Below are 21,439 nucleotides of genomic sequence, written 5' to 3' on the forward strand. Positions count from 1 at the left end.
TCGGCCGGCGGAGACCTGTCGTAATGGGAAGCGAAACCTATAATTAGATGTCTACGAACCAGGGCCGGCGCGGTAACCGCCGGCGTAGCCGAGCGCACCGCGTACGAAAACTCGGACGCGAACGCTCAGAAGGGAACCAGCCGTGGCCGACGAATATTCGAGCATCGAAGCGGTCGTCGAAGCGATCGCGCGGGGCGAGGTCGTGATCGTGGTCGACGCGGAGGATCGCGAGAACGAGGGAGACTTCGTGTGCGCGGCCGAGAAGATCACGCCCGAGATCGTGAACTTCATGATCACGCACGGCCGTGGGCAAGTTTGCATTCCGGTGCTGCCCGACGTGTGCGAGCGGCTCAAGCTTTCGATGATGGTCGAGACGAACACCGCGCCGCACGGCACGGCCTTCACCGTGCCGATCGACCATCGCACGAATAAGACCGGCATCACCGCGCAAGAACGGGCCGCGACGGTCGCGGCCGTGATCGACCCGAAAAGCGTGCCGGGCGATTTCGCGCGGCCGGGGCATATGTTTCCGTTGTTGGCGCGCGAAGGGGGGGTGCTCCGCAGGGCGGGGCATACCGAAGCGGCGATCGATCTTGCGCGGCTCGCCAACGTGTTTCCCGCCGGCGTGCTGTGCGAAATTCTCGACGTGAACGGCAATCGGGCCGACAGCGCGCACTTGTTTCGCTTGGCGCGCGAGTTCGATCTGGAGATCATCACGATCGAGCAGTTAATCCGCTATCGTCGGCACAGCGAGAAGCTCGTCTTCCGCAACGCCGACGCCCTACTGCCGACGAAGTACGGCGACGGGCGGATCATCGCTTACGGCGTGAAGTATGAAACGCAGGAGCCGTTGGCGTTCGTGATGGGAGACCTGACGAAGGTGGATGCGCCGCTCGTGCGGATGCACTCGTCGTGCTTTACCGGCGACTTGCTCGCCTCGCTACGCTGCGACTGCGGCGACCAACTTCACATGGCGCTACAGATGATCAGCGACCACGGGGCCGGCGTGCTGGTTTATCTGCCGCAAGAAGGGCGGGGCATCGGGATCGTCGAGAAGATCAAAGCCTACGCGCTGCAAGACCAGGGGCACGACACGGTCGATGCCAACCTCATCTTGGGGCATAAGGTCGACTCGCGGGAGTATGGAGTCGGCATTCAGATCTTGAAGGATCTGGGGCTCACGAAGATCCGCCTGCTCACGAACAACCCGAAGAAGATCGACGCATTTCTTTCGGGAAGCTTCGACCTACAAGTGGTCGACCAGATCCCGATCGTTCCGCCGGTGCATGAGCACAACGCGAAGTACCTAGCGACGAAACGCGACAAGCTGGGGCATACGCTGCCGGGGAAGCCGTAGCGTGTGATCCTATTCACTCGCTACATAATACCGAGGATCCGATCGTATTCGCTATGCGGGCCGATCCAAAACCAAGTGATGGTGTCCCCGTTCATGTTTCCGAGAGCTCGATAGCCGATACCGACTCGCACCGAATAAATAGGACGCGAGTCATGGATTCTTTTGAAACGCAGACTTGTATGGTATGGGTCTTCACGGAATAAAGAGTATGCAGCCTGCGCTTGCCTATGAATTGAAAGCGGAAGTCTCGCAAGAAGTTCACGAAACTTCTTATTCGTGCGAGAGGTCATAGCTGGTCCGGGTCGAGCGGGAGCGTTTCACCACGGAGAAATTCCGCGTTAGCTTCCTCCGCTAACTTTATCAACTTGTCCGAAGTGGCAGCGATCTTGCGATCGAATTCGTCTTCTGCGGCCAATTCGGCCAGAAGACGTGACGCAATCATGTCTTGCTCTTCGGGCGAGAGTTTCGAGGCTTCGTTGAAGGCTTGCTGCAGTAGATCGGTCATGGCGCATGCTCCTTACTACCCATCGTACCCTATGCGTCAAGGGTGGGCGATGTCGTCGTTAGGCTGCATCGCTTGCGGGTTCGCGAAACCGCAAGCGAGATAACGATCGTAAAGCAGAAACCGTCGCCGGTTACTACAGCCGGCCTGCGATCAGCGAGCCGTTGTGGCCGCCGAAGCCGAAGCTGTTCGACATGATGATGTCGACCCGCTTTTCCTTGGGCTTGTTCGGAGTGTAGTCGAGGTCGCAACCTTCGTCGGGATTGTCGAGGTTGATCGTCGGCGGAATCAAGCTATCGCGGATCGCGAGCAAGCTCAGCACCAGCTCGACGCCGCCGCTCGCACCCAACAAGTGGCCGAGTTGGCTCTTCGTGCTCGAGATGCTGACCTTCTTCGCCGCCGGGCCGAAGATCGACTTGATAGCGACCGTTTCGGCTTTGTCGCCAAGCGGCGTGCTGGTGCCGTGAGCGTTGATGTAGTCGATCTTGTCCGCGGTGAGGCCGGCATCGCGGAGCGCGTATTCCATCGACTTCGCCGCGCCGATTCCGTTTTCGTCGGGCTGCGTGATGTGGCCGCCGTCGGAGCTGATTCCATAGCCGAGAATTTCGGCATAGATATTCGCACCGCGAGCCTTCGCGTGTTCGAGCTCTTCGAGCACGAGCACACCGGCCCCTTCCGAGAGTACGAAGCCGTCGCGATCGCGGTCCCAGGGGCGGCTGGCCTGGGTGGGTGCGTCGTGGCGTTCGGAGAGGGCGCGCATATTCGCGAAGCCGCTGATGCTCATCGGCGTGAGCGCCGCTTCGGAACCGCCGGTGATCATGACGTCGGCGTGGTCGTACCGGACGGCGCGGAAAGCGTCGCCGATGGCATTGGCTGCGCTGGCGCAGGCCGTCGCAATGGCGCAGCTCGGGCCCTTCAATCCGTAATTGATCGAAACGTGCCCGGCGGCGGCGTTGGCCATCAGCTTAGGAATCGTGAAGGCCGACACACGGTCGGGGCCTTTCTCGATCAGTCGGCTATGCTGCTCTTCGATCTCGTTGAGCCCGCCGATGCCGGAACCGATGATCGCGCCGCAGCGAAACGGATCTTCCTTGGAGAAATCGAGGCCCGATTCGCGCACCGCATCCATCGCGGCCACCATCGCAAATTGGGTGAACCGATCGATGCGCTTGGCATCCTTCAGGCTGACGTATCCCTCGGTCGACCAATTCCGAACTTCCCCTGCGAAGCGAACTTTGAAGCCCGTGACATCGAACAGGGTGATCGGGCCGATGCCGCTCTCACCCGCCAAGATCCGCTTCCAAAGATCCTCGACTTTGCAGCTTAAGCCCGTGACGGCGCCGAGGCCGGTGACGACGACTCGGCGTTTCATTTATTCGCGTTGCCCTGAGATTGTTCGATGTAGTCGATCGCTTGACCGACGGTTTGGATTTTTTCGGCAGCGTCGTCCGGGATGTTGATGTCGAACTCTTCTTCGAGCTCCATCACCAATTCCACGGTGTCGAGCGAGTCTGCGCCGAGGTCGTTGACGAACGACGTCTCACGCGAGACTTGGTCTTTATTGACGCCTAGCTGCTCCGAAACGATATCGATAACTCGTTCTGTGACTGAGGCCACCTTCGGGTCCCTCCACCGCGCTAAATACATTCTAGACAAAATTTCAAAACGGGACCGCATCGGCGGTCACGCTGTTTTTCTTTGGACTGATTCTAAACGGAAAGTCGCTCGCTGCTTAGCCCTTCGTTCGCTTCCTCGACCCGAATTCAGGATCGAGCCGGGGCCACGATCGCCGTATTGTCGTCGAGGCCCGATCTGCAGGAGATCAAAACAGGCCGACGGCAGCAAAATGCCCAGTTTCGCCGTTACGACGAAAATGGAGGGTTTCCGTAAAGAAGGTCAAGATATACCGACTTTTCCTACCGGTGTCTATACATACCGCCGGTTCCGCAACATCGCCGGAGGAGCCCCGATGATCGGCAGGGCATTGTCAGCAGGTCATTCCGCCGTCGACGATGAGAAGCTGCCCGGTCACGTACGAACTCGACGGCGCAGCGAGGAAGAGAACCGCATTGGCGATATCTTCCCCCTTGCCGAGCCGTTTGGCGGGAATCCGCTTTTGCACTTCGTCCAAGATCGCATCCCCGAGCGCCGCGGTCATATCGCTTTCGATAAATCCAGGAGCGATCGCGTTGACCGTCACCTTGCGGCCGGCGAGCTCGCGAGCCACGGTGCGGGTGAAGCCGTGCAGAGCGGCCTTCGAGGCCGAGTAGTTGGCCTGGCCCGGGTTACCGATCACGGCCCCGGAAACGCTCGCCATGTTGATGATCCGTCCGTAGCGGCCGGTCATCATCACGCGGCTGGCGGCGCGGGTAAAGAGAAACGTGCCGCGCAAGTTCGTATTGATGACTTCGTCCCATTGCTCATCGCTCATGCGAGGGAGCAGGGTGTCGCGGGTAATGCCGGCGTTGTTGACGATGATCTGCAAGCCGCCGAACTTCTCGACGACCTTGTCGACCACGGCATCGACGTTCGTGCCGTTCGTCACGTCGCACTCGAACGCTTCGGCCGAGCCCCCGGCGGCGACGACGGCGTCGACCGTTTCCTTGAGCTTGTCCACGGTGCGCGCGATGCACGCCACGTTGGCTCCCGCTTTGCCGAGGGCCAGTGCGATCGTTCGCCCCAGGCCGCGCGAGGCACCCGTGACGATGGCCGTTTGGCCCTTGAGGTCGACAGTCAATTCACCGGTCGGTGCTTCGGGACGTGCCATGGGAAGACTCGGAGTATTGGTCAGGGGGCAGTGGGAAAAGTCAGAAGTCAGAAGTCAAAATGCAAAACTACATGACCACTTCTCACTTTTGCATTTTGCATTTTAACTTTTGACTTCTCTTTATTTTTCTTCGCTTCCTTCGCAGGCGATCTTGCGGTCGATTCGTTTCAGCAGGCCGCGCAATACGCGCCCCGGCCCGACCTCGTAGAACTTGTCGCAACCCTCGGCGAGCAGGTAACGTATCGAATCTTCCCAACGAACCGGCGAAACGACTTGCCGGATCAGCAGGCGGCGAATCTCTTCGGGATCGTCGTGCGGCAAGGCATCGACGTTGGAGACGACCGGAATGCGCGGCTTCCGCAGCGGTACGTTGCCGAGCGCGTCGGTCAGTTTTTCGACCGCGCTTTGCATGATCGAGGTGTGAAACGCTCCGGCGACGGCCAGCGGAATCGCCTTCATCGCTCCCAGTTTCGGCGCGAGTTCGGCGGCCCGTTCGCAGGCTGCGCGCGTTCCGGAGACGACGATATTGCCGGGGCAAAGCAAGTTCGCGATTTCGAGCGTTTCGCCGGCTCGGGCCTGTGCGCAAAGCTCTTCGACTTGCGCTCGCTCCAAGCCGAGAATGCTCACCATGCCGCTCGCTTGCGCATCGGCCGCGGCTTGCATCGCCGTGCCGCGGGCATGCACGAGCTTCAGCCCGTCGTCGAACGACATCACGTCGGCGAAGACCAAGGCCGTGTACTCGCCGAGGCTCAAGCCTGCCGCCGCTTGGCAACCGGCGACCACCTCGGGCTGCGTGGCGCGTAGCGACTCGATCGCAGCCATGCTCGCGACGAAGAGCGCAGGCTGGCTGCGCACCGTACTGTCGAGCTCTTCGGCAGGCCCTGTGAAGCAGAGCTTCGCGAGATCGTAGCCGAGAATGTCTCCCGCGCGGGCGAACATATCGCGAGCGGCGGGGAGCGACTCGCAAAGGGCCTGGCCCATCCCGACGGTTTGAGCACCTTGGCCCGGAAACAAAAAAGCGATTTTGCTCACGGCACGAAGGTCCTCAACGCGGGCGAAGTCTGACTCGGGCGGCCCTTATTCGGCGGCGTCGTCGGTTTCGACGACGGTACGGCCCATATAATAGCCGCAATTCGGGCAGATGACGTGCGAAGGGATCGCCGTGCTGCACTTAGGGCAGTAATGCAACTGCTTAGGCTTCTTCTGATCGTGAGCACGGCGCGAGCCGGTCTTCTGATTGCTCTGACGGCGCTTTGGGACGGCCATGGAACCAACCGATACAAATAGGTCTACAATCTGGGAAACCAACGATCGTAAAGGGGGCCGGACGGAGTGTCAAGGCGGTCCCGGCGCGAAAGCGAAGTCGCGCCCGGCAGAGCAATTGCCGCAAATCACCTAGTTTCGGATCGCAAAAGCAGAAGAAACCAACCGAAGCGAGCGCCGACGATAGCTTCATCCAAGTCCGTCGCCCCGCTTGCGATTTCGTGAGTCGATGATCCTACACGGGAGCCGGGACGGGCTCTGTCTCGCGGCGGCGCAGAAAGATTCCTTGCTAACTTTTCGACTCGCACAACGCCTCGTTTATGGAAAGACCGGCGTCCTTCGCTTTTTTTGCGGAAACCATTCCCGGCGAGCGGCGAATAACTCTGAGAGACGTCTTAAGACGTCGAGGATGGAATCGTATGAGCCATGCTATTCGATGGTTTGCAGTCATGTTTGTATGTGCATTCGTGGATGTGGTCGCTGTCGATGCCGACGACGCGAAGTTGAAGCCCGAAATGACGGTCGGCTTTATTCATGCCGTCGACGCGAGTGCGAAGACGTTCGTCCTCGGTGGGAAGAACGAGAGTCAAACGACATTCAAAGTGCTGGTGAAAGCCGCCGGAAATCGTGAAGCCGCACACGTTCTGCTCGACGGGAAAAGGACCACCTTCGAAGAAGCGATTCAATCGAAGCGAAAAGCAACGGTGACGTTTGTGAAGACAGGCGACGATCTTTGGGTCTGGAAAGTCGATGTGGCGTCGGGATCGAAGTAGCTCGACATGCGCCCCGCCATGAAAACCGCAACTACGTTCGCTAATAGTGAGGATCGTGACGACCGGGTCGCCGCGCTGCGGCCCGGTCGTGTTGCCGTGGCGCGGTCGCAACCGAAAGTCGATCGTTGATATGGAGCCCGACGAGCTACTCCGCGAGTTCGTGCGACAACGCCACATGCTCTATGGCTACGTCTTCGCACTCACGGCCGACCACAACGTCTCCGAAGACGTTCTGCAGGAAATCGGCGTCTCGATTCTGAACGAACGAAAACGAGGCACGGAACCCGAAAACGTCCTTCTGTGGTTGCGAGGCTTGGCGCGACATCGCGTTGCCGACCACTATCGCCATGCCGCGACTCGCGAACGCCGTGAAATGCAGTTCGAGAAATTCGCCGATATCGTAGATCGGGCTTTCGTCGAGAATGCAACCGAGGGGGGCGACGAGCACGATCAACTCGAACTTCTCAAAGCGTGCATTAAAGAATTGACGGAACGAGTTCGAACGCTCGTCGAATTGAAATACGGCTCAGGCAAGTCGATCGAGGAGATCGCCTCGGCCGTGTCTTGGACTTCCGCCTCGGTCAAGGTTGCCCTGTCGCGCGCTCGACGTTCTTTGGCCGATTGCGTAGGTCGTAAATCGCGCCGCGAGGAGGCACTTCGATGACGTTCGATGAACTCATGGATGCGTATTTGCTCCGAGAGATCTCCGCAGAGCAATTCGCGGAACTGCAAGAACTGCTCGACGCGGATCCCGTTGCTCGCAGTCGTTTCGTGCAGACCTCGCTGCTCGAGGCGCGGCTTCATCATGCGTTAGGGAGCACGCTATTCGAGACGGCTTCTTCCAGCCAACGCTTGGCCTTCGCGAAGCCGGCCGGTCGCATGTTTCAGCGTGGTATCGCCGGCCTACGGCGACTGGATTTGGCGGCGGTCGCGGTGTTGGCTGTCGTCGCCGTCGCGATTTTCTACGTCGCTCGCCCGAACGCTACTCCGGGAGCGGTCGTGATTTCGGGAACGCTCACGGTCGACGGCGCGCCTCGCACGCGAGTCGTCGATGGTTCTACCTTGGTCGTTTCCGGTCAGGAACAGGTGATCATCGAGCTTGCGGACGGAACTCGGGCCACGCTCTATCCCGGCACCGAGTTGACGATTCGCGGGTCCGTCGATAACGCTCGCCAAGCCGTTCAACTCCATTCCGGCGGCGGGCGATTCGATGTCGGTCGCAGCGGCGATTCTTTTCGAGCCGACACGCCGCTGGGTTCGGCCGTGGCGCGCGGCACGCAATTCACCGCGGTGCTTCGTTCGTCGCGGAGTTTGTTTCTTTACGTCGCCGAAGGGAAGCTGCAATTCGACGGCGAAGGCCAAGCGTTTTCGCTGGGCACAGGCGAAACTCGCATCGTCGGTCAAGACGAGGGCTCCGCCCCGCCGAGTGTCGCCGCTGATATTCAAGTCGAAGAAGGTTGGATTCAAACCGTCGACGCGGTCTCGAAGACGTTCGTCGTTGGGGGCCGAAACGAGCATCGGACGACGTTTCACGTCGCGATTCTCGCGGAGGGGAATCGAGAAGCGGCGCAAGTGTATCTCGACGGGAAAAGGACCACCTTCGACGAAGCGATAAAACCGCAGCGAAAAGCAACCGTGACGTTCGTGAAGACAGGCGACGAGCCTTGGGTTTGGAAGGTCGAAGTTATTTCGGCACTGAAGTAGAATGGCGACGAGCGCGGGCCCGATTCTTCGTCGGCCGCTCGAACTCGCCTCTTTCTTTCGAGCGAATGGTTTCTCTTTCGTGACCGCCGACCTGCGACATCTTTTCGACCTGCCGCGCGCGGAGCTTTCGCAGTTGCTCGCCTCGTGGGGCTTTGCCTCCGTGCATGCCGTGCGGCTTTGGCGCTACCTCTATCGCGAGCTCACGACCGACTTCGCAACGATGGTCGAGCTTCCGCGCCGCTTGCGCGAGCGTTTGGCCGTGGAAACCAGCCTCGCACTGCCGACGGTTGCCGCGACGAGCAGCTCCGACGAAGGGGCGACGTCGAAGTATCTACTCGAACTCGATTCGCAATCGAAAATCGAAACCGTTCTGATGCGTTACGCGCGTCGGGCCACGGCGTGCCTCAGTTCGCAAGCCGGCTGCGCGCTTGGTTGCGTCTTTTGCGCGACGGGACAAGCCGGCTTTACGCGCAATCTTTCGACGGCGGAAATCGTCGGCCAAGCGCTGCTGGTGGAACGCGAACTCCGCGCTGCCGACGCGAGCTCCCGGATGTCGCAGACGCGCCGGCGTGCGTTGCTCGGCAATCTCGTCTTCATGGGGATGGGAGAGCCGCTCTTGAATTACGAGGCCGTGATGCGGGCGATCGAAATTCTCGGCGACTCCGCCGGCTTCGCGATCGGCGGCAAACAAACGACCCTCAGCACGGTCGGCATCGTGCCGGGCATCGTTCGCTTGGCCGACGAGCGGCGTCCGTTCTCGTTGGCCGTCTCGCTGCATGCGGCGACGCAAGAAGAGCGCGCGGCGATCGTGCCCGCGGCGCGTGCTTGGCCGCTCGAGGCCGTGATCGAGGCCTGCCGCTATTACGCGACGAAGCTCAGTGCGGCGAAGCTCGATCGCAAGATCTTCTTCGAGTGGACCCTCATCGCCGGCAAGAACGACGGACCGGAGCAGGCGCGGCGCCTCGTCGAAATGCTGCGCGGCATCCCGGCGCAGATCAACGTGATCCCGCTCAATGCCACGGCCGGCTACGACGGCATCGCGGGCAGCGTCGAAGCGGCTCGCCGTTTTCAAGCGTGGCTGCGTGCCGCCGGCCTGCCGACGACGATCCGCCGACATCGCGGCCTCGACGTCGCCGGCGGCTGCGGGCAACTCGCCGGCGCGACGTGATCGCCGTTACGCTCCGAGTTGCTTCGTCATCGCGGCGAGCCCTTCGCTGAGTGCTTCCGCGAGTTTTTCCGGGTGCTTTCCGCCGGCCTGAGCCATGTCGGGACGACCGCCGCCGCTGCCGCCGACGACCGTGGCGGCCGCCTTGACCCAGTTGCCCGCGTGCATCTTTTTCGCTTGGAGATCATGTGTGATTCCGGCAACCAGCACGACTTTGCCTTCGTCGTCCGTCGCGCCGAGAATCGCGGCGATGCTCGGTTGCTTCTGTCGCAACTGGTCGATGATCGCACGGAGCGTATCGCCCGTTCCGCCGGGAATCTCGGCGGCGACGATCTTCGTCGCGCCGACCGTCTTCGCATCGGCGAGCATCTGATCGACGGTCGGGCCGCCGGCGCGAACGCCGGTCGCGAGCTGCTTCTTGAGCTCTTTCACTTCTTTGACGAGCGCCGCGACCCGCTTCGGCAGATCGTCGACGGACGACTTGAGTTCGGAAGCCGCTTCGTTAAGGAGCGCCTCTTGCTTGCGCGTGCGCTCGAGTGCCGCACGCCCGGTAACGGCCGTAATGCGGCGCGTTCCCGCGGCGACGTTCTCTTCGCTCACGATCTTAAACAGACCGACTTGTCCGGTGTTGTCCAGGTGCGTGCCGCCGCAAAGTTCTTTGCTGAAGTCTCCCATCGAGACCATGCGGACGACGTCGGGATACTTCTCGCCGAAGAGCATCATGGCCCCTTCCTTGCGGGCCTCGGCGATCGGCAAGTTCTTCCAGTTGATCGGCGCGGCCTCGGCGATCTTGGCGTTCACTTCGTTTTCGATGTCGGCGAGCTTTTCCTTCGGCACTTGCGTCGGGTGGCCGAAGTCGAAACGAAGCTCATCGCCGGAGACTTTCGAGCCCCGTTGCAAGGCATCTTTGCTGACGTACTTTTGCAGCGCGTAGTGCATCAGATGCGTCGCGGAGTGAGCGCGGCGAATCGCTTGCCGCCGTTCCGGATTGACGGTCGCGGTCGCTTTCGCCCCTTGTCGCACGACGCCCGCGCGCAGATGGCCGACGTGGAGCATGAAGCCCCCTTCTTTTTGCGTGTCGATCACTTCGAAGGCAAAACCTTCGCCGAGGATCTCGCCGATGTCGCCGACTTGTCCGCCGCTTTCGCCGTAGAACGGTGTTTGATCGAGCACGACGACGATCGGTTTCGCATGCCCGATCTCATCGACTTGGTCGACGAGCTTGTCTTGTGCGATCAGGCCGACGATCTTCCCTTCGGCTTCCAGCTTCTCGTAGCCGAGGAACGTGGTGCCATGCATCGCCTTCTTTAGCGCATCGAGCGGCCCGCTGGCGAACACGATCCGTTCGCCGACGTTGGAGATTTTGCCGTGCTCCTCCATCGCCTTCTTGAAGCCGGCCCAATCGAACGTGAGGTTGTGTTCGGCGGCGATCGTCTCGAACAACTCCGGCGGGAAGCCGTGCGTTTGGTACATGTCGAAGGCATCGCGGCCGGGGACCATCGGCTTGTTCTTCGCCTTCATCTCGTCGAAGACCTTGTCGATGCGGTTGAGCCCGGCGTCGACGGTGGTGAAGAAGCTTTGCTCTTCGCGCTCGATCACTTTCGAGACCGAAGCGATGGTCTCTTGGAGCTCGGGATAAGAGTTCTTCATCATGTCGGCGACGACCGGCACGAGCTTGTGCAAGAACGGCTGCGTGAGGCCCATTTGCCGACCGTCGAGCACGGCGCGGCGCAGCAAGCGGCGAATCACGTAGCCTTGCTTTTGCTTGTCGGGATACACGTTTTCATGCACGGCGAACGAGCAGGCGCGCACGTGGTCGGCGATGCGGCGCAGGCGCCGGCCGTCGTCGTTCGCGGGATCGTATTTCCGGCTGCAAATGTCGCCGGCCGCTTCGACGAGCGGGCGCAGAATGTCGATGTGGTAGTTCGTCTCGACCCCTTGCATGACCGAGGCGATGCGCTCGAGGCCCATGCCGGTGTCGATGTTTTTGCTCGGCAGCGGACGCAGATTGTTCGGCGGAGTGCCGACCCGGTTGAACTGCGTGAAGACGAGGTTCCAGATCTCGACGCTCTTCGGGCCGCCGTCCGGATGGTAGAAGATTTCGCTGCAAGGGCCGCAAACGCCGTCGGGGCCCGCGGTCGGCGCGCCGGCCGGCCAGAAGTTGTCGTCTTCGCCCATGCGCTCGATGCGGTCGTTCGAGAGGCCGATGTCTTTGTGCCAGATGCCGGCCGCTTCATCGTCGTCGAGATACACGGTGACGGTGAGCTTATCGGCCGGGAGGCCGAGCCACTTCTTGTCGGTGAGGAATTCCCAGGCCCAATGGATGGCGTCGCGCTTGAAGTAGTCGCCGAAGCTGAAGTTGCCGAGCATCTCGAAGAACGTGTGGTGGTAGGCGGTCCGCCCCACGTTGTCGATGTCGCCGGTACGAAGACATTTCTGGCACGTCGTGGCCTTCGTGTATTCGAGCTTGCACTTGCCGAGGAAGTGGTCTTTGAACTGATTCATGCCGGCCGGCGTGAACAGGACCGACGGATCCCAGCGGGGAACCAGCACGTCGCTCGGGCGGCGCGTGCAACCCTTCGAGACGAAGAAATCCAGGTACTTCTCACGCAGTTCGTCGGTCTTCATAGTCGCCAAAGCAAAAGGGTTTTATGTGAGTGAGGTGCGTCTCTTGAACGGACGACGCAGTTCGCTTGCGGGTTCGCCGATCTTCAATGGCGCGACAATCGCTAAGCCGTGCGCCGCGAAGAGGTTACGGGAAAACCGCGGCCCGTCATCATAGCGAGAGGGCGAAATCAGGGCTAGAGAAGCCGGAATGGCCTGCACGGAAGCGGAGAATCGGGAAAGATGCGCGGTCGGCTTTCGTCCGACTACTCGTTGCTTGCTACTCGCCGACCTTCACGACCGGCGGTTGCGTGGGCATGGCGCCGATGCGGAGTTCGACTTCCCCCTTCAGCTGCTTCGTCCGGTCGTAAAACTCTTGGGGGTTATCGACCGGGACGTTCTTCACATGCGTGATCAGCATCCCGCGGCGCACGCCGGCGGCCCAGGCGGCGGAATTCGGATCGACTTCGTAGGCCAACACGCAAGACGTGCCGACTCGAAAGCCTTGATTGAATTGCGGGTCGAGCTCGGGATGGGCCGAAGGGAAGTCGACGCGCAGCCCGCGCCAGATCGGTTCGGGAGCGGTCGAGATGTTTTTGCCGCGGACTTCGAACTTCGCGAGCGTGACGTTGATCGGAAAGAGTCGGCCGTCGCGCTCGACGGCGATGCTCGTCACGTTGCCGGCCGGCTGCTTGCCGACGAGGAGCATCAAGCCATCGACGTCGTCGATCGGCTTCCCGGAGATTTGCGTGATGATGTCGCCGGGAAACAGCCCGGCCCGTTCGGCAGGGGAGCCGTTGCGAACGGTCTCGACGCGCACGCCTCGGACGCCGGCCGCTCGTTCGCCGGGAGTCAAAGCCGACGACGAAACGCCGAGCAGGCCGTAGTCGACCTTTTTCCCTTGCTTGAGCGTGTCGACGACGCGCAAGAAAAGTTCATCGATCGGCATGGCATAGCCGGCCGCCTGCTCGAAGCCGGCCACGGCGGCTTGCGAAGTGGTCAGGCCGATCATCTCCCCTTGCAAATTCAGCAGTGCGCCGCCGCTGGTGCCGAGATTGAGCTTGGCGTCGGTTTGAATGAGGGTGCCGAAGTGGTGGATCGTCTTCTTGCGGTCGCGGGGGTCTTCGGCTTTCAAATCCGGGGCCGACTTGCGCGAGAGGTTCGCGATGATTCCCCAACTGGCGCTCACTTGCCCATCGCGCGCGATCGCGTAGGGGTTGCCGAGCGCCAGCACGATCTGTCCCTTCTTCAGCTTCGAGCCGTCGCCGAACTTGATCGGCGGAAACGGCATATCGGTCGGAATGCCGTCGACGCGCAGCATCGCGAGGTCGCTCCGAGCATCCGTCGCGACGATCGCGGCTCGTAGCGGCCGGCGCGCGATCGTGGTGACCCAGATCTCGCCGGGGCCGTCGATCGCGTGCAAGTTCGTCACCACGAAGCCGGCTTTATCCACGATGACGCCGGTCGCGAAATCGTTGGGGACGAAGTCCGGATTCGTCGGAGTCTGCATCGTCGGGTCGAAAGGGAGCATGCCGGGGCGGGGCATGATTTCCGGCCGGAAGTCGCGCAGCCCGACCTCTTCTTGATGGAAGCGGGCGATGCTGACGACCGACTTTTCCGCCCGCTCGATCGCCTGGGTCAGCACTTGCTCCAAGGCGATCGCCGCTTGCAGCCCGCTCGGCTCTTGAGCCGGAGCGGGGGCTGCAACGGACAACAGCGAGATTAAGGTGAGCGACAAAACGAGCCGAGAGTCGAGCAAGCCGTTCATCGCACACAGTCTCCGTTTTTATTCTTCGTCGGGAGAGCCTTCGTCGTCGTCGCCCGGCTCTTTTTCGGCAGCGACCGCCAAGCCGGCGACCCCCGCCATGAGAACCTTCTGCCGCAATTCTTCCGTTAGTTCCGGATGCTCGTTGAGATAGGCTTTCGCCTTCTCGCGCCCTTGGGCGAGTTGCATGTCGCCGTAGCGGAACCAAGCACCCGCACGAACCACGATCTTTTGCAGAATCGCGAGGTCGAGGACGTCTCCTTCATAGCTGATGCCGTTGGTATGCATCATATCAAACTCGGCGAGCTTGAACGGAGGAGCGACCTTGTTTTTCACGACTTTCGTGCGAACCCGTTGGCCGACGACGTCTTCCCCTTCCTTGAGTTGGCCGATGCGGCGAACGTCGATCCGGCAGGAGCAATAGAACTTCAAGGCCCGACCGCCGGGGGTCGTTTCCGGGCTGCCGAACATCACGCCGATCTTCTCGCGGATCTGATTGATGAAGATCACGACCGTCTTGCTTTTGGAGATGCAGCCGGTGAGCTTCCGCATCGCTTGGCTCATGAGCCGGGCCTGCAAGCCGACGAACGAATCCCCCATTTCACCGTCGAGCTCCTTCTTCGGAACCAGCGCGGCGACCGAGTCGATGACGATCACATCCACGGCGTTGCTTTTGACGAGCATTTCCGTGATGTTCATCGCCTCTTCGCCGCTCGAAGGTTGGCTGACCAAGAGCGATTCCAATTCCACGCCGAGCTTCTTAGCCCAACTCGGGTCGAGCGCATGTTCGGCGTCGATAAAGGCCGCGATTCCGCCCGTTTTTTGGGCCTGTGCGATCACGTGCAGAGCGATCGTCGTCTTGCCGCTCGATTCGGGGCCGAAGATTTCGATGATCCGTCCGCGCGGTAGCCCGCCGCCGCCCAGCGCAATGTCGAGCGAGAGGCTCCCGGTCGGGATGCATTCGATCTTCAGCAGGCTCTCGCCCCCCAAGGGCATGATCGTTCCTTCGCCGAACTCTTTTTCGATCTGCGAAAGGGTGTTTTTCAGGGTCGGGTTATTGCTGAGAAGGGTTTCCATCGCCGAGGCGGGGAGCTTCCCTTTGCTTCCCTTGGAACCGGCGTCTTTGTCTTTTTTGGCCATCTGATTTTTCGTCGCGGTAACCATGGGGAAACCTCTCGCTTTGCTAGTAGGGGCCTAAAATCCAGCGGTTTAGGGCCGCTTGGGAAGGGTTAGAGGCCCGAGTGTGATGTACTATACGCATGGATACTGTATCGACGTACACCGTGCCCGGCAAGAGATCTTTTTTCAGATTCGCGAGAAGTTCCTGGGGGTGAGGTTCGGGTTGTTGAAACGAGCGGAAAAGTCCGCCGAAACGGAGCCCGAACGCTAGCAAAACGGCGGCGGGTTTACCAATGGTTTTTTGGGGAAAACCGGAAGCTCGAACGGCTCCGGGAATGCCGCCGGCGGGGCCGGCAACGAGCCCGGCGCGAGCGCGATCGACCTTGACGGCGGAGGCGCAATCCCAGTATTTCTGCCGCCGATTTCGGGGGTTTGGAAAACTGCGCACTCTTCGGAACGCTCATCGTGCTCTTCAGTTCCTACACGTTCATCCTGCTGTTTCTACCGCTGACGCTCAGTGGTTTTTTCGCGGCCGGACGATTCGGGCGTAAGCCGGCGCTGCTCTGGTTGCTGGCCGCGTCGCTCTTTTTCTATGGGTATTGGAGCCCGCCGTTTCTGGCGCTGCTCGCCCTTTCCATGGCCTTCAACTACGGCATGGGACGGTCTCTCGAAGTCGGCAGCCTGACGGCCCGAACGCGCAAGCTTTTGTTGTACATCGCCGTCGGGGGCAACCTCGGCTTGCTCGGCTATTACAAGTATGCCGACTTCGCCTACGGCACGTTTTGTCGCTGGTCGGGCCACGAGTATTCGTCGCTCGGCATTCTCTTGCCGTTGGGCATTTCGTTCTTCACGTTTCAGCAAGTCGGCTACATCGTCGATCGTTATCGCAACGTCCACCTCGATTACGACCTGATCGACTACATGCTGTTCGTCGTCTATTTTCCGCAACTGATCGCGGGCCCGATCGTCAGCCATCGCGATATCATCCCGCAGTTTCATGATCCTGAGATTCTCCGCCCGCGCGCCGATCGGTTCGCGATCGGTTTGTCGATCTTCTTCGTCGGGTTGTTCAAGAAGTGCGTGGTGGCGGACGAGTTGGCGAGGTTCGTCGGTCCGGCATTCGCCATGACCGCCGAAGGGACGACCCTGCCGATGTACGAAGCGTGGATCGCGCTGCTCGCATATACGTTTCAATTGTACTTCGATTTCTCCGGCTACTCCGATATGGCGGTCGGCCTCGGTCGGACTTGCGGCTTGCAGATGCCGCTCAATTTCGATTCCCCTTACAAGGCCGTGAGCGTCATCGACTTTTGGCGGCGCTGGCATATCACGTTGTCGCTGTTTCTCCGCGACCATTTGTATATTCCGCTCGGAGGCGGTCGTTGCGGAACCGCGCGACGCTATACGAATCTTTTTCTCACGATGCTCTTAGGCGGATTGTGGCATGGCGCAGGCTGGGGCTTCATCCTCTGGGGCGCGATGCATGGTGCGCTGCTGGTCGTGAACCATGCGTGGCGTGCCGTGCGCAAGGCGTGGCTGCCTTCGACCGTGTGGGACGCGCTCCCCTTTCGCTTGCTCGCGGGTGCCGTCACGTTTCTGTCCGTGAGCTTGGCCTGGGTGCTCTTTCGCGCCGGCGATCTCGACGCTGCGCTGCGCTATTTCACCGCGCTGTTTCAATTCCACGATCTTAGCTTCACGGCTCGTTTCGACGCCGCGAAGGCGTGGGGCTGGCTCTCCTTAGCGGCGTTCATCGTGTGGTGCGTGCCGAATACACATCAACTATTTCGCAGTCTGGAAGAAGCCTCGACGCGTCGCGCTACGCAAAGCGCCGACGAAGCGCTTCCGGCAGGCGGCATCTTGGCCTGGCGCTTCAGCCCGCTGCACGCCGGCGCGATTGCCCTACTCGCCATCGCGTCGCTGGTGAACATGGGCCGGGTTCAAGAATTTCTTTACTTTCAGTTCTAAGTGCCTCGGCAAACCTAGCGCCCCGGCGCCGCTCTCGGGCTTGTGAATTCGATCATGAAATGCACTCCGCAAACGTATTTGAAAATCCTTGCGATCGGAGCGGTCTTCGTTCTCGGCGGCCTCGTGGCGCTGAACGTCGCCGCCGATCCGTACGGAGCATATCGCGGAGTCGCGCGGCTGGATCCGAACTCGCTGCAATTGAATTCGCGCGTGCTCGCCGCCGAGCGGGTCTTACAAACTCCGTGCGATACGCTGGTCGTGGGGACTTCGCGTGCCGAGGCGATCTATGCCGGCTCCCCACATTTCGACGGTCGTCCGACGTTGAACGCCTGCATTCGGGGCGCCTCGTTGGAAGAGCAGGGGCGGCTCGTCGAATACGCGTGCGAAACGAATCAACCTAAGCGCATTCTGTTTTGCACCGATTTCTTTCAGTACGCGGTTTCACACAAACCCGCCGGCGACTACCACGCGTCGCGCCTCGCGCCGGGCCTCGCTACGTTCGATTATCATTGCGACAAACTGGTCGGACACGGCGCGCTGAAGCAATCGTGGAAGATCGTTCGTTCGCCGTCGTTTTCCGTGTTCGCCGCCGCTGCTCCGCGCGCGTTGCATCCTTACGAGCCGTTAAGCGGAGGGGCCGTGATTCCCGTCTTCGCCGGGACGCGGCGCGGTTATTTCGAAGGGGATTTGAATACTTATCTTTCCGTGAAAGGCTACTACGGCCGCTACATCTACTCCCCGGAGCGCGTGAAAGAATTTCGCAGCGCGGTGCGAGCGGCCTTGGCGAACGATGTCGAATTGATCGTCGCGATCTTGCCCGTGCATGCCGTGGAATTGGAATCGCTGCGCGCGGCCGGCCTGTGGAATACGTTCGAGCGTTGGAAGCAAGACCTCGCGGTCGTCTGTCGCGAGGAAGGAGCGGCGAAGAGTTCCGCCGCCGTGCCCGTCTGGGATTTCACCGGCTACTCGTTGCAGCGCGGCGAAGCGATCCCTACGGTCGAGAGCGCGGCGAATATGCAGTACTTCATCAACGGCTCCCACTGTACGGTGGCGTTAGGAGAACTTGTGCTCCAGCGCATCTTCCACGAACCGCATTCCGACGATACGTTTGCCGGGCGCCTCGATCGGGTCGATCTTGCTCGGCACCTCGCGGCGATTCGTGAAGACCGCGAGCAATGGGTACGGTCGAATCGTGCGGAATTCGAAAACGTTCGGCAAATCGCGAAGGCCCATCAGAACCTCGTCGACGATGCGCCGGTTCTCGTTGCTGCCGAGAGTGCGGCAGCGCGTCGCTAAGTAACGTTGTTACTTGCCGCTTAGCTCCGCCGTATGCAGTGCGTCGTAGACCGGGCCGCTGCGGCGTGGGTCGCTGGCGTAAAGCGATATGTCGCAGACATCCGTCACGCCGCCGTGAAAGTCTTTCAGCGCTGCGAGGCGAGCCGCGAGATCGTCGAACACTCCTTGTTCGCTGTCTTGCACGCGCCCGATCGTCAGGTGCGGCTTGAAGGCCCGTTCTTCCGAGCGGTAGCCGAGCGGCCGCAGTCGGGCGTCGAGCTTCGCGTGGAGGTCCATGATCTCTTCGGCTCCGCGCAAGAGCCCGAGCCAGAGCGTGCGGGCGAAGCGGGGATCGGGAAACGCTCCGACTCCGCCTGCCTCGATGTCGAACGGCGCGATGTCGTCGGCCACGGCATCGAGCGCCTTGCAGAGTTCCGGCAGGTCCATCTCGTCGACGTTGCCGAGGAACTTCAGAGTCAGATGCAAGTACTTCGTTTCGACCCACTTCACGCGGGCCTCGGCGGCCGAAAGCTCGGTGATGAGCTTTTGAACCCGACCCGTGATCGAGGGGGATAGCTCGATGGCGATAAACATCCGGAGGCGACGCGACATAAAACGGTAACACTATTAGCTGGATAAGAATTAACGACGATCGAGCCTAAGGGTACGTGGGCGGGGTTGGCAAGGGGCGCGGAAAACCAGAAACTAGAAGGCTGAAACCAGAAAAGAGGAGGTCAGGCCCAATCCCGGCCCTCTCATTTCTGGTTTCTAGTTTCTGCCTTCTAGTTTCCCTTGAGGTTTTCGTGATGCGTCGTTCTTTCGTTCTGGTCGCGGTCGTTTGTTTCGGAATCGCCGGAGCCGGCTTCGTTTCGCTGGTTGCGCAAGCCAAGGCGCCGGCCGGCGTGCAACTGCCGGACAATGAATGGCCGCAATGGCGCGGGCCGCGCCGCGATGCTGTTTCGACCGACACCGGGCTCTTGCAAGAGTGGCCCGAGACGGGGCCGAAGCTGGCTTGGAAGGCGACCGGCCTGGGGGGTGGTTTCTCCAGCCTCGCAATCACCGGGGGCAAAATCTACACGATGGGCGACATCCTTCCACCGCCGCCGGCCGATGCTCCGCCGGTCGATCCTAAAGAGAAGAAAAAAGGAGGCGCGCCGACCGGTAAGCAATACGTCGTCGCCCTCGACGGCACCGACGGTCATGAACTCTGGCGCACGCAGATCGGCCTGTCGTTCGAGCAGACCGGCTACCTCGGGCCACGCTGCACACCGACCGTCGACGGCGATCGGGTCTACGCGCTCGGCACCGACGGCGACCTGCTTTGCCTCGACGCCGCGACCGGCAAGATCATCTTCTCGAAGAACCTCAAAACCGACTTCGGCGGCAAGATGATGTCGGGCTGGGCCTATAGCGAATCGCCGACGATCGACGGCGACAAGCTCGTCGTCACGCCGGGCGGCACCGACGCCGGGATCGTGGCGCTCGACAAGAAGACGGGCAAGGAAATCTGGCGCTCGAAGCTCACGATCGCAGGAGAAAACGGCAAGGACGGCGCGGCCTATGCGTCGATCGTCGTTTCGACCGGAGCCGGCGTGAAGCAATACGTCACGATCGTCGGCCGAGGCTGCGTCGGCATCGACGCCGAAACCGGCAAGCAACTTTGGAGCTACAACCGGATCGCCAACCCGACGGCGAACATTCCGACGCCGATCGTGCGCGACGACTATGTGTTCTGCACGACCGGCTACGGCGGCGGCGGGGCGGCGCTCTTGAAGCTCGTGAAAGACGGCGACGGTCTCAAAGCCGAAGAAGTTTGGTATACGCCGGCCAAGGAATTCCAAAACCATCACGGCGGCGTCGTGCTCGTCGGCGACTATCTCTACTGCGGCAACGGCCACAACAAGGGCTTTCCGATCTGCGTCGAGTTCCTCACCGGCAAGACGGTCTGGGACGGCGGGCGTGGGCCGGGCTCCGGTTCGGCGGCGGTCGTGGCGGCCGATGGTCAACTTTATTTCCGCTACCAAGATGCCGTGGTCGCGCTGATCGAACTCTCGCCGGCCGGCTACAAGCTCAACGGCACGTTCAAGATCCCCGACTCCGAAAGCCCGAGCTGGCAACATCCGGTCGTTCTCGGCGGGAAGCTGTATCTGCGCGAGCAAGATAATTTGTTTGTTTACGATGTGAAGAAGTAGTGGGCAGTGGTCGGTTGTCAGTGGTCGGTGATCAGTTGATGGAGACGTCGATATCAGGCGGTTTGCCGTGTCGGCCGGCTCTCGCATCGCGCTTCATGAGGCGTTAAGCTCTACGCCGCATCCACCACGAACCAAGAACCACGAACCAAGAACCACGACCGTTTTCTCATGGATCTCAAACTTAAAGGTAAAGTCGCCATCGTTACCGGCGGCGCTAGCGGCATCGGGCGGGCCATCGCTGCCGGGTTCGCGGCCGAAGGGGCGCGCGTCGCCTTGTGGGACATGGCCCGTAACGTCGCGGAGCAGGCCGCGCAACTCGCTGCGCAATTCGCGACGAACGTGATCGGCTGCACGGTCGACGTCACTAAGCCCGACACGATCACGACGGCGCTCGCAGCGACGGAAGCCGCGCTCGGCCCGGTGGAGCATGTCGTGCATGCCGCGGCGATCGGCTCCGGCAAGTTCGGCTTTCCGTTCACGAACCTCGCGGCTTCGGACTGGCCGCGCGTGCTCGAAGTGAACATCATGGGGATGACGCATGTGGCCCATGCCCTTGCGCCGCGCATGGTCGAGCGCCGCTCGGGCACGTTCCTGTTCATCGCTTCGGTTGCCGGCCAAATCGGTTCGCCGACCGATCCGCCTTACAGTGCGTCGAAGGCGGCAAACATCAACTTCGCGCAGTGCATGGCGAAGGATCTCGCGAAGTACGGCGTGCGCGTGAACACGATTTGTCCCGGCATGGTGCAGACGCCGCTCAACCGCGGCGTGTGGCAAGCGTGGCACGATGCGCAGCCGGCCGACCTGCGACGAAGCTACGAAGAATGGGGCGGCGACAAAGTGAAGAACATCGTGCCGCTCGGCCGGTGGCAAAGTCCGGAAGACATCGCCGATATGGCGGTGTTTTTGTCGAGTGATCGGTCGAAGGAAGTCACGGGCCAGACGATCAACGTCGACGGCGGCTTCGTGATGCACTGGTAGTCGCGCAACT

The 21,439-nt window shown here is 61.1% G+C and carries 19 protein-coding genes; 9 read left to right on the plus strand and 10 right to left on the minus strand.

The features are described from left to right. Nucleotides 1–142: 142 nt before the first annotated feature. Nucleotides 143–1,357 (plus strand): GTP cyclohydrolase II, encoded by a 1,215-nt coding sequence (ribA, locus tag K8U03_14285; GenBank protein ID MCE9606061.1) that lies wholly within the window; start codon nucleotides 143–145, stop codon nucleotides 1,355–1,357. Between the two features lie 286 nt (nucleotides 1,358–1,643). Here ribA and K8U03_14290 read toward each other — a convergent pair whose 3' ends face one another. From K8U03_14290 to rpmF, 6 genes are all read right to left on the minus strand, one after another. Then, the gene (locus K8U03_14290) at nucleotides 1,644–1,862 is read right to left on the minus strand and encodes a hypothetical protein (protein ID MCE9606062.1); all 219 of its coding nucleotides are present in this window, start codon (nucleotides 1,860–1,862) and stop codon (nucleotides 1,644–1,646) included. 133 nt (nucleotides 1,863–1,995) lie between these two features. After that, nucleotides 1,996–3,231 (minus strand): beta-ketoacyl-ACP synthase II, encoded by a 1,236-nt coding sequence (fabF, locus tag K8U03_14295; protein ID MCE9606063.1) that lies wholly within the window; start codon nucleotides 3,229–3,231, stop codon nucleotides 1,996–1,998. Next, on the minus strand, nucleotides 3,228–3,476 hold the full coding sequence (locus K8U03_14300; protein ID MCE9606064.1) for an acyl carrier protein: 249 nt from the start codon (nucleotides 3,474–3,476) through the stop codon (nucleotides 3,228–3,230). Before K8U03_14300 ends, fabF begins: the two co-directional genes overlap by 4 nt. Nucleotides 3,477–3,846: 370 nt before the next feature. Beyond that, entirely contained in the window at nucleotides 3,847–4,626 is a 780-nt protein-coding gene (gene fabG / locus K8U03_14305) for a 3-oxoacyl-[acyl-carrier-protein] reductase (GenBank protein MCE9606065.1), read from the minus strand. A 120-nt stretch (nucleotides 4,627–4,746) separates the two neighbouring features. Beyond that, complete coding sequence (fabD, locus tag K8U03_14310; GenBank protein MCE9606066.1) at nucleotides 4,747–5,658, minus strand: ACP S-malonyltransferase; 912 nt, start codon at nucleotides 5,656–5,658, stop codon at nucleotides 4,747–4,749. Between the two features lie 45 nt (nucleotides 5,659–5,703). Beyond that, nucleotides 5,704–5,892: a 50S ribosomal protein L32 gene (rpmF, locus tag K8U03_14315; GenBank protein MCE9606067.1), complete on the minus strand. Its 189-nt coding sequence runs from the start codon at nucleotides 5,890–5,892 to the stop codon at nucleotides 5,704–5,706. Nucleotides 5,893–6,356: 464 nt separating this feature from the next. Between rpmF and K8U03_14320 the strand changes: the two genes are divergently transcribed. Genes K8U03_14320 through rlmN form a run of 4 tightly spaced genes read left to right on the plus strand, consistent with a single transcriptional unit; the run spans nucleotide 6,357 to nucleotide 9,534 of the window. After that, nucleotides 6,357–6,662 carry a hypothetical protein gene (locus K8U03_14320; protein MCE9606068.1) on the plus strand — a complete coding sequence of 102 codons (306 nt, stop codon included), beginning with the start codon at nucleotides 6,357–6,359 and terminating at the stop codon, nucleotides 6,660–6,662. Between the two features lie 55 nt (nucleotides 6,663–6,717). Continuing rightward, nucleotides 6,718–7,326, plus strand: coding sequence for a sigma-70 family RNA polymerase sigma factor (locus tag K8U03_14325; GenBank protein MCE9606069.1), 609 nt, complete (start codon nucleotides 6,718–6,720; stop codon nucleotides 7,324–7,326). Then, entirely contained in the window at nucleotides 7,323–8,366 is a 1,044-nt protein-coding gene (locus K8U03_14330; protein MCE9606070.1) for a FecR family protein, read from the plus strand. Before K8U03_14325 ends, K8U03_14330 begins: the two co-directional genes overlap by 4 nt. 1 nt (nucleotide 8,367) lies before the next feature. Beyond that, nucleotides 8,368–9,534: a 23S rRNA (adenine(2503)-C(2))-methyltransferase RlmN gene (rlmN, locus tag K8U03_14335; protein ID MCE9606071.1), complete on the plus strand. Its 1,167-nt coding sequence runs from the start codon at nucleotides 8,368–8,370 to the stop codon at nucleotides 9,532–9,534. 6 nt (nucleotides 9,535–9,540) lie between these two features. On the opposite strand, the gene alaS is transcribed toward rlmN, so the two are convergent. The 3 genes from alaS to recA all read right to left on the minus strand — a co-directional run bounded on the left by alaS (nucleotide 9,541) and on the right by recA (nucleotide 15,040). Then, a complete protein-coding gene (gene alaS, locus K8U03_14340) occupies nucleotides 9,541–12,159 on the minus strand; it encodes an alanine--tRNA ligase (GenBank protein ID MCE9606072.1) in 2,619 nt (872 codons plus the stop codon). A 256-nt stretch (nucleotides 12,160–12,415) separates the two neighbouring features. Beyond that, a complete protein-coding gene (locus tag K8U03_14345; protein ID MCE9606073.1) occupies nucleotides 12,416–13,903 on the minus strand; it encodes a trypsin-like peptidase domain-containing protein in 1,488 nt (495 codons plus the stop codon). Between the two features lie 18 nt (nucleotides 13,904–13,921). After that, a complete protein-coding gene (recA, locus tag K8U03_14350; GenBank protein MCE9606074.1) occupies nucleotides 13,922–15,040 on the minus strand; it encodes a recombinase RecA in 1,119 nt (372 codons plus the stop codon). 444 nt (nucleotides 15,041–15,484) lie between these two features. Between recA and K8U03_14355 the strand changes: the two genes are divergently transcribed. Beyond that, complete coding sequence (locus tag K8U03_14355) at nucleotides 15,485–16,984, plus strand: MBOAT family protein (GenBank protein ID MCE9606075.1); 1,500 nt, start codon at nucleotides 15,485–15,487, stop codon at nucleotides 16,982–16,984. A gap of 54 nt (nucleotides 16,985–17,038) precedes the next feature. Then, nucleotides 17,039–18,280, plus strand: a complete 1,242-nt coding sequence (locus K8U03_14360; protein MCE9606076.1) for a hypothetical protein — start codon at nucleotides 17,039–17,041, stop codon at nucleotides 18,278–18,280. A gap of 9 nt (nucleotides 18,281–18,289) precedes the next feature. Here the strand turns inward: K8U03_14360 and thpR are convergent, their stop codons facing one another. Next, complete coding sequence (thpR, locus tag K8U03_14365) at nucleotides 18,290–18,871, minus strand: RNA 2',3'-cyclic phosphodiesterase (GenBank protein ID MCE9606077.1); 582 nt, start codon at nucleotides 18,869–18,871, stop codon at nucleotides 18,290–18,292. 194 nt (nucleotides 18,872–19,065) lie between these two features. Between thpR and K8U03_14370 the strand changes: the two genes are divergently transcribed. Continuing rightward, a complete protein-coding gene (locus K8U03_14370) occupies nucleotides 19,066–20,451 on the plus strand; it encodes a PQQ-binding-like beta-propeller repeat protein (protein MCE9606078.1) in 1,386 nt (461 codons plus the stop codon). A gap of 168 nt (nucleotides 20,452–20,619) precedes the next feature. Continuing rightward, a complete protein-coding gene (locus K8U03_14375) occupies nucleotides 20,620–21,429 on the plus strand; it encodes an SDR family oxidoreductase (protein MCE9606079.1) in 810 nt (269 codons plus the stop codon). The last annotated feature ends 10 nt before the right edge of the window (nucleotides 21,430–21,439 follow it).

Source organism: Planctomycetia bacterium, from assembly GCA_021413845.1.
In the GTDB taxonomy this organism is placed as follows: domain Bacteria; phylum Planctomycetota; class Planctomycetia; order Pirellulales; family PNKZ01; genus PNKZ01.